The sequence below is a fragment of the Providencia rettgeri genome (assembly GCF_023205015.1).
GTDB classification, from domain to species: Bacteria; Pseudomonadota; Gammaproteobacteria; order Enterobacterales; family Enterobacteriaceae; genus Providencia; species Providencia rettgeri_E.
Genome location: NZ_CP096258.1, coordinates 4051571 through 4064405 on the forward strand (window position 1 = coordinate 4051571; position 12835 = coordinate 4064405).

General features: G+C 41.5%; 13 protein-coding genes. 8 read left to right on the forward strand and 5 right to left on the reverse strand.

Annotated elements, in window-relative coordinates; translation table 11 throughout:
- Positions 1 to 27: 27 nt before the first annotated feature.
- Complete coding sequence (locus M0M83_RS18495) at positions 28 to 522, forward strand: GNAT family N-acetyltransferase (RefSeq protein ID WP_125890630.1); 495 nt, start codon at positions 28 to 30, stop codon at positions 520 to 522.
- A gap of 51 nt (positions 523 to 573) precedes the next feature.
- Here M0M83_RS18495 and M0M83_RS18500 read toward each other — a convergent pair whose 3' ends face one another.
- The 3 genes from M0M83_RS18500 to M0M83_RS18510 form a co-directional block, all read right to left on the reverse strand.
- Positions 574 to 975 (reverse strand): MerR family transcriptional regulator, encoded by a 402-nt coding sequence (locus M0M83_RS18500; RefSeq protein WP_248467157.1) that lies wholly within the window; start codon positions 973 to 975, stop codon positions 574 to 576.
- A 164-nt stretch (positions 976 to 1139) separates the two neighbouring features.
- Positions 1140 to 1493 carry a helix-turn-helix domain-containing protein gene (locus M0M83_RS18505; RefSeq protein ID WP_213913347.1) on the reverse strand — a complete coding sequence of 118 codons (354 nt, stop codon included), beginning with the start codon at positions 1491 to 1493 and terminating at the stop codon, positions 1140 to 1142.
- A gap of 29 nt (positions 1494 to 1522) precedes the next feature.
- The gene (locus M0M83_RS18510) at positions 1523 to 1813 is read right to left on the reverse strand and encodes a DUF1471 domain-containing protein (protein ID WP_213913348.1); all 291 of its coding nucleotides are present in this window, start codon (positions 1811 to 1813) and stop codon (positions 1523 to 1525) included.
- Between the two features lie 296 nt (positions 1814 to 2109).
- Here M0M83_RS18510 and M0M83_RS18515 point away from each other — a divergent pair, with 296 nt between their 5' ends.
- The 6 genes from M0M83_RS18515 to M0M83_RS18540 all read left to right on the forward strand — a co-directional run bounded on the left by M0M83_RS18515 (position 2110) and on the right by M0M83_RS18540 (position 10231).
- Positions 2110 to 3294 carry an efflux RND transporter periplasmic adaptor subunit gene (locus M0M83_RS18515; protein WP_213913349.1) on the forward strand — a complete coding sequence of 395 codons (1185 nt, stop codon included), beginning with the start codon at positions 2110 to 2112 and terminating at the stop codon, positions 3292 to 3294.
- The gene (locus tag M0M83_RS18520; protein ID WP_213913418.1) at positions 3294 to 6434 is read left to right on the forward strand and encodes an efflux RND transporter permease subunit; all 3141 of its coding nucleotides are present in this window, start codon (positions 3294 to 3296) and stop codon (positions 6432 to 6434) included. The genes M0M83_RS18515 and M0M83_RS18520 overlap by 1 nt, the downstream gene beginning before the upstream one ends.
- A 202-nt stretch (positions 6435 to 6636) precedes the next feature.
- The gene (locus M0M83_RS18525) at positions 6637 to 9135 is read left to right on the forward strand and encodes a heavy metal translocating P-type ATPase (RefSeq protein WP_213913350.1); all 2499 of its coding nucleotides are present in this window, start codon (positions 6637 to 6639) and stop codon (positions 9133 to 9135) included.
- Positions 9136 to 9198: 63 nt separating this feature from the next.
- Positions 9199 to 9468, forward strand: coding sequence for a glutaredoxin family protein (locus tag M0M83_RS18530; protein ID WP_213913351.1), 270 nt, complete (start codon positions 9199 to 9201; stop codon positions 9466 to 9468).
- A gap of 43 nt (positions 9469 to 9511) precedes the next feature.
- The gene (gene cueR, locus M0M83_RS18535; protein ID WP_213913352.1) at positions 9512 to 9973 is read left to right on the forward strand and encodes a Cu(I)-responsive transcriptional regulator; all 462 of its coding nucleotides are present in this window, start codon (positions 9512 to 9514) and stop codon (positions 9971 to 9973) included.
- 60 nt (positions 9974 to 10033) lie between these two features.
- Complete coding sequence (locus M0M83_RS18540; protein WP_213913353.1) at positions 10034 to 10231, forward strand: heavy-metal-associated domain-containing protein; 198 nt, start codon at positions 10034 to 10036, stop codon at positions 10229 to 10231.
- Positions 10232 to 10361: 130 nt separating this feature from the next.
- Here M0M83_RS18540 and rraB read toward each other — a convergent pair whose 3' ends face one another.
- The gene (gene rraB, locus M0M83_RS18545) at positions 10362 to 10775 is read right to left on the reverse strand and encodes a ribonuclease E inhibitor RraB (protein WP_125890640.1); all 414 of its coding nucleotides are present in this window, start codon (positions 10773 to 10775) and stop codon (positions 10362 to 10364) included.
- A gap of 169 nt (positions 10776 to 10944) precedes the next feature.
- Between rraB and argF the strand changes: the two genes are divergently transcribed.
- The gene (gene argF / locus M0M83_RS18550) at positions 10945 to 11970 is read left to right on the forward strand and encodes an ornithine carbamoyltransferase (protein ID WP_213913354.1); all 1026 of its coding nucleotides are present in this window, start codon (positions 10945 to 10947) and stop codon (positions 11968 to 11970) included.
- Positions 11971 to 12018: 48 nt separating this feature from the next.
- Here argF and phnX read toward each other — a convergent pair whose 3' ends face one another.
- A complete protein-coding gene (gene phnX, locus M0M83_RS18555; RefSeq protein ID WP_213913355.1) occupies positions 12019 to 12828 on the reverse strand; it encodes a phosphonoacetaldehyde hydrolase in 810 nt (269 codons plus the stop codon).
- Positions 12829 to 12835: the final 7 nt, after the last annotated feature.

The window sequence follows — 12835 nt, forward strand, 5'->3', positions numbered from 1 at the left end:
GTACACAATAATAATCAAGAGTTTCACATGACAACACAAAACTACAAAATTCGTCTTATCGAACAAAAAGATAACGCAGGTATTGCCGCAGTGATCCGCGAAGTTTCCGCTGAGCATGGCTTAACCGCAGACAAAGGATTTGCCGTTGCAGACCCTATTTTAGATACCTTATTTGACGTTTATAGCAAACCGCGCAGTGCTTACTGGGTGGTGGAAATGGATGGTGAAATTGTTGGCGGTGGCGGTATTTCGCAAGTTGCAGGTGGTGATAGCCAAACCGCTGAGCTACAAAAAATGTACCTGTCTTCTGTACTCAGAGGCAAAGGCCTAGCTAAGCAAATCGTACTGATGTCCCTCGAGTTTGCTAAAGCTCATGGCTACACCCGCTGCTATTTAGAGACAACCAAAGAGCTCCAAGCGGCCATTAAGCTGTATGAAAAATTAGGTTTTGAATTTATTGATGAGCCATTAGGGAATACCGGCCATAGCGACTGCGAAATTCGGATGTTGAAAGCCTTATAGCCATATACTTATAAGGGTAGCCTTCCTCGCTATCCTTATAAATCGACCATATTAGAATTTTTCTGATAATAGATTTTTTATGATCCCACATTTATGACGCGGGTCTATTTCATCGCTATGGTCTTGCAAAATAATGAGTTCTCGCTCTAAACTTACTAATTTTTTTATGTTTTTTTGAACATTAATTAAATGAGTTTTAATTACTGCTTCAACTAATTGGCAATCATCACTATTATTATCAACTAAGTCTAATAATTTCTTTATTTCTCGATGTGACATATTAAGGCTACGACAATTTTTTATAAACCTTAGTCGTTTAATATGATTGTCACTATAGCTTCTATAATTATTATCATTTCTATTAGGTGGCGTCATTAGCCCCTCTTTTTCATAGAAACGGAGAGTTTCTCTTGGAATATTAAAAAGCTTTGATATTTCGCCTATTTTCATCATTTACTACCTAAAAAGCACAGATAATCTCAAGTTTTAAATAATGGTAAACCTTACCATCATTGCAAGGTCAAGAAATAGTTATCCCTTATTTATGTGACTTAGCCTAGAATCAGTCAACCGAGTGACTAATTCTATGACTATTTTAGTAAACTGCATTCATTAAATTATGCATAATACCTTACTATCTTTTCTCTCCTATATTTCGCTGGTGTTATTTTTAATTTTTTCTTAAATGCGCGGGTCAGTTCTTGTTGGCTATCAAAGCCATATCTAAAAGCAATATCAATAATTTTATCATCAGTTCCTTTCAAATCTTCAGATACTTTTAATAATCGACTGTTCAACAAATACTGCCCTAAACTAACACCAATCGTATCTTTAAAAACACGCTGAAAATACCACTTCGAATAACCCGCACGACTAGAGATTTCTTCGATTTGAAGTGGTTTATCAACATTCATTTTTATCCACAAAATAATATCTTGTATTACATACTCTCTAATAGTGTGATGACTCATCGCTTTCATCCTTAATAAAACGATTGGTTTTATTGATAAAATATTACATGGCCTCGAAGTTGCGTTTCACCGCTTGCTCCAATTATTTTATAACGACTGGCACCTAATTCTTTGGCCTTTTTCTTAGCTTGCATTTCGATTGAAGATAAACTCGCATCCCCAACCAAAGCAATTGAATCCAATATTTTTTTATTTTCCCCTTCAGAGAAAGGACTTTCAACTCCTGTGTTTTCAGCCAATGGAGAATCAACCTTATTGCTTGACGCTAAAGCTTGGTAGCTCATTAAACTTAAAACTAACAGCATAGTCATGTTTTTCATTATTACCCCTTATTTAATTATGTATTTAACTTGATAATAATTATTAAAAACCTTAAAGCAGATACAAGGTCAATAGTTTATTTCAACTTTACACATTACAATTCAATTTAATAAAAAAAAGACATTCAACCATTAATTATCCAAATATTAATATTATCTAAATTTTAATCTTTCACCGTGTTCTTATTTCACTAAATATGTTGACCTTACAACTACTGTAACCTTTACCCTGCAAAAACATTTTTTATTAAAAATTTAAGCTAACAATTAAATCAATTAATTAGGTAAGGTTTATTATGAAAATGATAATTGGAATATACGCCACACTTATTGTGGCTATGAATATAAGTGGCCTAGCCATCGCACAAGACACAAATAGTGATAATCAACCAGAAACCGCTAGTTCCACAATGCTTCCAAAAGTACCGGTAGCAGAAGTTGTTCAACGTGAAATTATTCCATCTTCTGAATTTACGGGTTATTTAGCATCCCCCAAAATTGTTGATTTGCGCCCTCGCGTTGGTGGGCGCATTAATTCGGTGGAAATTCCAGAAGGCCAATTAGTTAAAAAAGGTGATTTGCTCTTTAAAATCGATCCTCACCCCTTTCAAATCGCGCTACTCGAGGCTGAAGGAAAGCTAAGCCAAGCAGAGGCTTTAGCTGCACAAGCGAATAGAAATTATCAACGTTTAAAGGGGTTGGTCAACAAAGGGGCGGTTTCCCGTAAGGATTATGACGATGCCCTTTCTCTGCTCACCGCAAATAATGCACAAGTGAGATCCAGCAAAGCCGCAGTGGAATTTGCAAAATTAAATTTATCTTATACCCAAATTAGTTCCCCGATTACAGGACGGGTTGATAGAGCATTTATTACTGAAGGCAACTTAGTCACAGGGGGTGATACAAATGAGGCTACCCCTTTAACCACTATTGTGTCTATTGACCCAATATATGCTTATTTTGATATTGATGAAGCCACTTTTCATAAGCTCACGAATTTACAATCATCAACGGTAAACAATCGTGATCCCGCTTTACCTCCCGTGGTCATACAGTTGCCAAATGAAAAAAGTACACCATATACTGGCCATCTTAATTTTATTGGTAACCAAGTTGAACGAACGACTGGCACTGTAAAAGTTAGAGCGGTTATTGCAAATAAAGATGGCAAGTTGGTACCCGGTGCTTTTATTCGTGCACAGCTTCCTATTGGAGAAAAAACACCTTCTATTTTAATTGATGACCAAGCCATTGGGTCTAATCAAGGACAAAACTATGTTCTCGTTCTTGATAAAAATAATAAAGCCGAATATCGCCCCGTAGAATTAGGCTCCATGGTTGATGGTCTCAGGGTCATTCATCACGGTTTATCTGCTGGTGAGAAAATTATTATTAAGGGCCTTGTTAGACCCGGTATGGAAGTCATGCCTGATTATAATAGCGGGCCAATCACGGCAAATGAAGTTGAGGAGAAACAATGATGAAGTTTCCCCACTTCTTTATACAGCGTCCTATTTTCGCTATGGTTTTATCAATATTTATATTGATAGCAGGGATATTAAGCTTTTATAAACTTCCACTCAGCGAATATCCATCGGTGACACCACCGACAGTTCAGGTTATTGCGAGTTACCCTGGAGCAACGCCAAAAGTGATTGCTGATACAGTCGCTTCTCCTATCGAACAAGCCGTAAATGGTGTCGAAGGTATGCTCTATATGAGTTCGCAAATGTCTACTGATGGCAAGATGGTTCTCACTATTTCCTTTAGACAAGATGTTGACCCTGATATTGCTCAAATCCAAGTACAAAATTTGGTATCGCGGGTGATCCCTCGTTTACCTCAAGAAGTGCAGCAAATAGGCGTGACTACCGAGAAGACTTCACCTGATGTACTCATGGTCGTTCATATGTACTCACCAAATAATGTCTACGACCCCCTATTTGTTTCTAACTATACATTGCTTAATGTACGTGATGAGATAGCAAGATTACCCGGTATAGCCAGCGCATTAGTATGGGGAGAGGGTGAATATGCAATGCGCGCATGGATTGACCCAACCAAAATAGCTTCATTGGGGCTCACTGCAAATGATGTCGTTACTGCGATTCAAGAACAAAATATTCAAGTTGCTACAGGCTCTATCGGGCAGCAACCAAACGTAATGTCCTCCTTTCAAGTCAGTATAAATGCACTTGGGAGGCTAACAACCGAGGAACAATTCGGCAATATTATTGTTCACTCAGGAAAAGATGGCCAAGCGACGTATTTAAAAGATGTCGCCAGACTAGAGTTAGGGGCCGATAATTATTCACTACGTAGCTTATTGAATGGACAAAATGCCGTTGGGTTGCAAATTGTCATGAGCCCAGGAGCGAATGCATTAGATGTTGCCGAATCCGTTAGAGAAACCATGGCGCGCTTGCAAACTCATTTCATCGATGGGATTGATTATAAAATCGCCTATGATCCGACTGTATTTGTTAGTGCATCTTTGAAGTCTGTTGCCATTACTCTACTTGAAGCTACTATACTCGTCGTTCTTGTTGTTGTTTTATTCTTACAAAGCTGGCGAGCCTCGATTATTCCCTTGGTTGCTGTACCTGTCTCGTTAATCGGTACATTCGCCTTTATGTACCTATTTGGTTTTTCTCTCAATACTCTATCTCTATTTGGTTTAGTTATCTCAATAGGGATCGTGGTAGATGACGCAATTGTCGTTGTTGAAAATGTTGAAAGGCATATCGCGAATGGCCTAGCCCCAAAAGAAGCCGCATTTAAAGCGATGGACGAGGTGACAGGCCCCATTCTCGCTATAACCTCGGTTCTAGCCGCTGTGTTTATCCCCACCGCCTTTTTATCTGGATTACAAGGTGAGTTTTATCGCCAGTTTTCATTAACCATCGTTATTTCAACGATTATTTCAGCTATCAACTCACTGACATTATCTCCCGCTCTGAGTGCGATTTTACTCAAACCACATGAGGGTAGCGCTAAATTAGACTGGCTGACACGTGCTATCAATGTAATATTTAGCCGTTTCTTCGCCAAGTTTAATATATTTTTCAATGCATTATCTAACAGGTATGTTCAAATCGTACGCCGTTGTATTCGCGGAAGCTTAATTATATTAGTGCTATATCTGGGCTTTGTTGGATTAACGGCGGTAGGCTTCAAAGCCGTACCGAATGGCTTTGTCCCCGCACAAGATAAATATTATTTGATTGGTGTTGCTCAACTCCCCCCAGGTTCTTCTCTCGATAGAACAGAAGCTGTTGTAAAAGAAATGTCACGCCTTGCCTTAATGGAACCTGGGGTTGAGAATGTAGTCGCTTTTCCGGGGCTCTCTGTAAATGGGCCGGTGAATTTACCTAACTCCGCCCTTATGTTTGCCATGCTCAAACCGTTTGATGAGCGCGATGATCCCTCTTTGTCTGCAGATGCAATAGCTGAACGATTAATGGGAAAATTCAGCCAAATACCTGACGGATTTGTTGGTATATTCCCCCCACCTCCCGTACCTGGGCTCGGCTCAATGGGCGGTTTTAAGGTACAAATTGAAGATAGAGCTGACCTAGGCTTTGAAGCATTAGCTCAAGTTCAAGAACAGGTGCTTATGAAGGCGATGCAATCACCAGAGCTAACAGGAATGATGGCAAGTTTTCAGACGAACTCCCCACAAATAGATGTCGATATTGATCGTGAAAAAGCCAAGTCTCAAGGTGTCCCATTGACTGATATTTTTGATGCTTTACAAATTAATTTGGGTTCTCTCTACGTCAATGATTTCAACCGTTTTGGCCGAACTTACCGTGTAATTGTCCAAGCGGATGCACCATTTAGAACGGATCCCAACGATATTGAACTGATCAAGGTTCGTAATAAACACGGCGAAATGATCCCCTTAAGTACTTTAGTCACGATAACTCGTACAAATGGCCCTGATCGCGTGATCCACTATAATGGTTATCCTTCCGTTGATATCACTGGAAACGCTGCACCGGGCTACACCTCTGGTCAAGCAACTGATGCAATGGAAAAAATCTTACGTGAAACATTACCTGAAGGGATGAGTTTTGAATGGACTGATTTAACCTATCAAGAACAATTGGCAGGTAACTCAGCACTTTATATTTTCCCATTGGCGGTATTATTTGCCTTCTTAATATTAGCTGCTCAATATAACAGTTGGTCGTTACCATTCTCAGTATTATTAATCGCACCAATGGCGCTACTTTCTGCAATTACAGGAGTTTGGTTACTCGGTGGAGATAATAATATTTTCACGCAGATCGCTTTCATTGTCTTAGTCGGCCTTGCCGCGAAAAATGCGATTTTGATTGTTGAATTTGCAATCGCGCAAGAGAAACAAGAGAAGAGCCCACTAACCGCTGTCTTAGAAGCTTCACACTTAAGGCTACGCCCTATATTAATGACCTCTTTCGCTTTCATCGCTGGCGTTATTCCTCTCGTATTAGCGACGGGAGCTGGCTCAGAAATGCGACAAGCGGTAGGAATTGCGGTTTTCTTTGGGATGCTAGGTGTCACCTTCTTCGGCTTATTACTCACCCCTGTCTTTTATATGGCAATACGGCGATTCACATCCAAAAAATCGCTCTAAAACAAATTTAATTCAATCTCGCCACTCACTAAACACGGATAGTTTAGTGAGTGTCTTAATCCACAAAAATAAAATGGCTTATAAAATAATGAGATAAAAAATATTATTTTCAATATCGATAATAATAAAAAAAACACTTGACCTTACCCTTAAGGTAAACCTTAGGCTTTGTCCAATAAAGAAATCCAAGAGGGTAAAATCCATGACAACAAATATACCTAACACCTCCGCCAACAGGCTGAGTTTGCCAGTAGAAGGCATGACTTGTGCATCCTGTGTCGGTCGTGTTGAAAAAGCATTAAAAGCTGTCGTAAATATTGATACTGCGGTCGTGAACTTAGCAACAGAACGTGCAGACATTACTTTTAAAGGTCATGTTGACCCTGATTCTGCAGTTCGAGCAATCGAGAGTTCAGGTTATAAAGTTCGTGAAGAAACAACCGAATTGGCGATTGAAGAGATGACTTGTGCGTCTTGTGTCGGCCGCGTTGAAAAAGCATTATCACAAATACCTGGAGTGCTTGAGGCAAATGTTAACTTAGCCACTGAGCGCGCCCGTATTCGCCATTTATCTGGAGCCGTGACTATCGAGGATCTAGAAGCGGCGATAGTTCAAGCAGGCTATAAGCCTCGCCGGTTGTCAGACACCACGACCGATGCAAATGAGCAAGCCAATGAGCGTCGTGAAAATGAAGAACGTTCACTGCGTCGCGCTTTATTCACTGCTGCAATTTTTACATTACCTGTATTTATAATCGAAATGGGTTCACATTTCATTCCAGGGATCCACCACTGGGTATCTGAAAACCTTGGACAGCAACTCAATTGGTATATCCAATTTGTATTAGCCACCATCGTTCTATTCGGCCCAGGTTTACGTTTCTTCCAAAAAGGTGTTCCTGCGCTATTACGTGCAGCTCCAGACATGAACTCACTTGTTGCTGTAGGTACTGCGGCAGCTTATGGGTATTCTGTCGTCGCAACGTTTATGCCGCAGGTCCTCCCGGCTGGCACGGCAAATGTGTACTTTGAAGCCGCGGTCGTTATCGTGACCTTAATTCTACTGGGTCGTACATTAGAAGCTCGCGCAAAAGGAAAAACATCTCAAGCAATTAAACGTCTTGTTGGGTTACAAGCTAAAACAGCCCGAGTGGAACGTGACGGAAAAATGCTTGAGATCCCACTGGATCAAGTCATCGCCAATGATATTGTTTTCGTGCGTCCCGGTGAGAAAATTCCTGTCGATGGCGAAGTCATTGAAGGGACTTCCTATGTCGATGAGAGCATGATCACGGGAGAACCAATCCCTGTATCCAAAGACATTGGTTCTGAAGTTGTTGGCGGCACAATAAATAAAACGGGTGCATTTAGTTTCCGAGTAACGAAAACAGGCTCGAATACCGTATTAGCGCAAATTATTCGTTTAGTTGAAGAAGCACAAGGGTCAAAATTACCTATCCAAGCGTTAGTGGATAAGGTCACTATGTGGTTTGTTCCTGCTGTTATGGCGGGGGCAGTGATCACATTCTTCATTTGGCTCATTTTTGGCCCAGATCCCGCGCTGACTTTTGCCCTGATTAACGCTGTCGCCGTACTAATCATCGCATGTCCATGTGCAATGGGCCTTGCAACACCGACATCCATCATGGTCGGAACTGGGCGTGCGGCTGAATTAGGCGTGCTATTTCGCAAAGGAGAAGCATTGCAAGCGCTACGTGATGTCACTGTTGTCGCGCTTGATAAAACAGGCACATTGACGAAAGGCCGTCCAGAACTGACTGACTTGATCCCAGCCGATGGCTTTGAATATGATGAAGTTTTATCCTTAGTTGCCGCGATTGAAACACGCTCTGAGCACCCTATTGCAGAAGCGATTGTGAACGCAGCCAATGAGAAAGGTTTGCCATTAGCGGCTATTGAAAAGTTTGAAGCCATCCCTGGATTTGGTATTTCAGCAAAAGTGGGGAGTCATGCGGTTTCTGTCGGTGCCGACCGCTTTATGAAACAACTTGGTTTGGATGTCAGTCACTTCCAGCAATCGGCGCAACGCCTAGGAGAACAAGGGAAAAGTCCCCTGTACGCAGCTATTGATGGACGTTTAGCGGCAATCATCGCTGTGGCGGATCCAATAAAAGAAACAACCCCAGAAGCAATTAACGCGCTACACGCTTTAGGCCTGAAAGTTGCGATGATTACTGGTGATAACGCAGCGACTGCCGCTGCTATCGCTAAACAACTTGGCATCGATGAAGTTGCGGCCGAAGTATTACCTGATGGCAAAGTTGCAGCACTAAAACAGTTCCGAATCAATGGCAATAAGGTCGCATTTGTGGGTGATGGTATTAATGATGCCCCTGCACTTGCCGAAGCTGATGTGGGGTTAGCAATTGGTACAGGAACCGATGTTGCTATCGAAGCGGCCGATGTTGTACTGATGTCTGGAGACCTGCGCGGTGTTGTTGACGCAATTGCATTAAGTCAGGCAACTATCCGTAACATAAAACAGAACCTATTTTGGGCATTTGCTTACAATGCACTGTTGATCCCTGTTGCTGCGGGTCTGCTCTACCCAATTAACGGTACTTTGCTTTCTCCTATTCTAGCAGCGGCGGCAATGGCACTTTCCAGCGTCTTCGTATTAGGTAACGCTTTACGCCTAAAACGCTTTCAAGCACCCATGAAAAATAGCCTCTCTCAATAAATAACTCGATAGCCAGGCTCTTCGGAGTCTGGCGTCAATTTCTAGAACTGTAAGGTGGCCACTATGACGTTCCCATCAAAGCCCAGTATTCTGATTTACACCACGCCAACTTGCCCTGACTGCAAATTACTCAAAGAATGGCTGGTTAAAGAACAATTTCCTTTTGAAGAAAGAGACCTGACTGATCCACAAATCATGGCTGAAGCCAAAGCGAGGACGGGTGTGCGTGTGGCTCCGATTACCCTCATTGGCGAACATATTTTTTACGGTACTTTCTCATCGCAAAAATTGAACATTATGGAAGTGCTTAAATTACCTGAAGGGAAAAGCTAGGTATTTTATTTCTAAAATATAAAACTGTTGAGGAGGTAACATTATGAATATTGGTCAAGCAGCTAAGCTTTCTGGTATCTCAGCAAAAATGATCCGCTATTATGAACAAACAGGTTTGATCCCCAAAGCCAACCGCACTAACTCTGGGTATCGCTTTTACAGCCAATCTGATGTCGATAGCCTGAATCTGATCCGCCGAGCCCGAGCGCTCAGCTTTTCAACCGAACAGATTTCAGTTTTACTGTGCTTATGGCGCAATAGAGAACGTGCCAGTGCCGATGTTAAAAATATGGCACTTACTCATTTATCTGAATTAAAAAGAAAAATTAATGAACTACAAGGTATCGCAAATACACTCGAAGTACTTGCAAAGCATTGCCATGGTAATAGTGAACCTCAATGCCCGATTATTGAAAATTTAGTTAATCCCGCTGAGCACCGTGAGCCCCAAGCCCGTCAAAAAGGGCAAATCGGTCATTTGTTCACATATTCAGTGAAAAATTAATTGACCTTCCAATAGGGTAAAGCTTTATATTTATCAAAACGTTAATGATAGGAGTTAAAAATGATTAATCTGACAATACCTAAAATGGCTTGTGGTGGCTGCGCTAAGTCAATCACAAAAATTATATTGGATATTGATGCTAATGCACTGGTAGAAACTGACACTTCAACCAAAAAAGTGCAAATTACCAGCAATATGGAGGAAAGTATTTTCCGTACCGCGCTCAGTGCGGCAGAATACCCAGCAGATCCGGCGTAATAAATCGTTTATTTAGGAAGCTTTACACATCTAGCTTCATTTATTTAAGCGTCTTATAAAATGCCTGCTTTTGTTCATTATTCAAAAGCAGGCAACTAAAAAGCTTACATTACCGTTTTAGCTTATCAAACTAGTGGACGCGATCTTCAGGGCCGATATCGTCACCGTCTTCATCGTCATACTCTGCATCTGGGTCTTCAAAATATGTGCCCCAACCATCATAGTTGATGCCCATTTTCTCAGCCAGTTTCATTAATTGCTCAACCTGTGCGTCAATCAGCTCTGCATTTAATGCACTTTCACTGATCACATCACAGCACATCAGGGTTTCACCCGTTTCAATTTCGAGTTCTTCCGCATCCGTGACTTCGTAGCCGAGTTTAAAAGCTTCAACCGCCGCTTTTTCTAACAGCGCAAAGTTGTCCGCAGAGAAATGATGCTCAATTGCATACAATGCATCAGGATCGCTGCCATCTTCCAGTAATTCCTCGATAATCAAGCGAGTTTCTTCGTACTGCGCATCGAGTTCAGCTTTATCTACCATATCCACACCCCTTTTGTTTCTTTGTCGCTCATCTTTCTTTGTGCCATTCTCCCATACGGTTGACAGTGAAACCATATATTTAAAGATAATTTCTTTTACATTGGGGGTTGATTTTGAATTTTTATGAATATAAATTGAATATTAATTCAAAACAAAAAGGCTGCCAATTATGAATCCCCTATATAATAAACCTTTTCTAAGGTTACTTGATTTTAGTTCTAGCGAAATTCATTCACTTTTAAAACTCTCTTCTTGGTTAAAATCAGAAAAAAAAGCGGGCACAGAACAGCCCCTACTTTCAGGTAAAAACTTTGCGCTTATTTTTGAAAAAGATTCAACACGGACACGCTGTGCATTTGAAGTTGGCGCATTTGACCAAGGGGCTAGAGTCACGTATTTAGGGCCTTCCGGCAGCCAAATCGGTCATAAAGAAACCATGAAAGATACCGCTCGAGTCTTGGGCAGGATGTATGACGGCATTCAATACCGTGGATTCGCCCAAAACACAGTAGAACTCTTAGCCGCGCACTCGGGAGTGCCTGTATGGAATGGACTAACTAACGAATTCCATCCCACACAGTTATTAGCCGACCTGCTGACCATCCAAGAACACCAACCAAATACGCCATTCTCAGACATTAAATTTGCCTATTTAGGTGATGCGCGTAACAACATGGGTAATTCGATGCTAGAAGCCGCTGCACTCACAGGTTTAGATTTACGCCTTGTTGCGCCAAAAAGTTGCTGGCCAGATGAAGACTTAGTGAAAACTTGCCAAGCACTGGCTCAAAAAACGGGGGCTAAAATCACACTCACGGAAGATGTCGCCGAAGGCGTTAAAGATGCCGATTTTCTCTATACCGACGTGTGGGTATCGATGGGCGAAGCCAAAGAAGTATGGGCACAGCGCATTAATTTATTGAAGCCATATCAAGTAAATATGGATGTAATTAAACTCACTGGCAACCCGAATGTGAAGTTCCTACATTGCTTACCTGCATTTCATAATGAAGACACCACGTTAGGTGCGCAATTAGCTAAAGAATTCAATATGTTTGGCGGCTTAGAAGTTACGGAAGAAGTCTTTGAATCCCCGTATAGCATTGTGTTTGACCAAGCAGAAAACCGCTTACACACTATCAAAGCGGTGATGGTAGCGACATTAGCGCCAGAACTTCCTATTAATATTTTTTAATATTTATCTCCCCTCAACTTAATCAAATGCGTTGAGGGGAACCTATCATTATGGACGTTCACCTTTTGCCAAACGCTCATTGATACAATCAATAACTGATGGTAAATCAGCCAAAGTATCAATCACATAATGAGCACCCGCAGCATACAATTTCTCTGCAGCTTGCTGTTTCAATAAATTCACCGCATCAATCGACATCCCTTGATATTCTTCCCATGTTTTACCGAATTCATTACCCGAAACCGATAACCCGATACTCCACATTCCTGCATTGCGCCCTTCTTCAATGCCGGGAACAGCATCATCCACTTTGATACAGGCGAATACGGAACCAACACCCAGTTCAATGACGTTCTGTAATGCCATCCAAGGTCCCGGGCGACCACCAGCAAGTAGGTCATCACTCGCGACCCAATAGTCGGATTGGTAGCCCAACGCCTTTGCTGCTGGCACTAATTTTTCCATCACGGCACGAGGGTAACCCGAACAAGAACCAATCTTAATATTTTGGCTGCGTAATGTATCGATTGTGTCGACAACGCCAGCGATTGGTGCTGCAAAATCGACAACCTTCGCAATTTGCAATGGCATAAAGGCCGCATAGATTTTATCAATGTCTTCACTGTTCATTGAGCGACCAAATTTTGCTGTCCACAACCTATCGACTTCTGGTAATTTTCCTAATGCTTCAATATGTTGCCATTTACCCAATCCCATAGGAATACGTGCTTGAGCCAATGTAATGTCCACATCAAACACAGATTTAAATGCTTCGATGAAAATCTGAGTAGGTGCAAAAGAGCCAAAATCTACAGTGGTTCCTGCCCAATCAAGAATAACGGCTTCAATACGGTTCATTTCTTTT

What these genes read in the sequence shown, in the direction of transcription:
- M0M83_RS18515 (WP_213913349.1), top strand. Translation starts at nt 2,110, where the DNA reads ATGAAAATGATAATTGGAATATACGCCACACTTATTGTGGCTATGAAT.
- M0M83_RS18495 (WP_125890630.1), top strand. Translation starts at nt 28, where the DNA reads ATGACAACACAAAACTACAAAATTCGTCTTATCGAACAAAAAGATAAC.
- rraB (WP_125890640.1), bottom strand. Translation starts at nt 10,775, where the DNA reads ATGGTAGATAAAGCTGAACTCGATGCGCAGTACGAAGAAACTCGCTTG.
- M0M83_RS18540 (WP_213913353.1), top strand. Translation starts at nt 10,034, where the DNA reads ATGATTAATCTGACAATACCTAAAATGGCTTGTGGTGGCTGCGCTAAG.
- M0M83_RS18530 (WP_213913351.1), top strand. Translation starts at nt 9,199, where the DNA reads ATGACGTTCCCATCAAAGCCCAGTATTCTGATTTACACCACGCCAACT.
- M0M83_RS18505 (WP_213913347.1), bottom strand. Translation starts at nt 1,493, where the DNA reads ATGAGTCATCACACTATTAGAGAGTATGTAATACAAGATATTATTTTG.
- M0M83_RS18520 (WP_213913418.1), top strand. Translation starts at nt 3,294, where the DNA reads ATGAAGTTTCCCCACTTCTTTATACAGCGTCCTATTTTCGCTATGGTT.
- M0M83_RS18525 (WP_213913350.1), top strand. Translation starts at nt 6,637, where the DNA reads ATGACAACAAATATACCTAACACCTCCGCCAACAGGCTGAGTTTGCCA.
- M0M83_RS18500 (WP_248467157.1), bottom strand. Translation starts at nt 975, where the DNA reads ATGATGAAAATAGGCGAAATATCAAAGCTTTTTAATATTCCAAGAGAA.
- phnX (WP_213913355.1), bottom strand. Translation starts at nt 12,828, where the DNA reads ATGAACCGTATTGAAGCCGTTATTCTTGATTGGGCAGGAACCACTGTA.
- cueR (WP_213913352.1), top strand. Translation starts at nt 9,512, where the DNA reads ATGAATATTGGTCAAGCAGCTAAGCTTTCTGGTATCTCAGCAAAAATG.
- argF (WP_213913354.1), top strand. Translation starts at nt 10,945, where the DNA reads ATGAATCCCCTATATAATAAACCTTTTCTAAGGTTACTTGATTTTAGT.
- M0M83_RS18510 (WP_213913348.1), bottom strand. Translation starts at nt 1,813, where the DNA reads ATGAAAAACATGACTATGCTGTTAGTTTTAAGTTTAATGAGCTACCAA.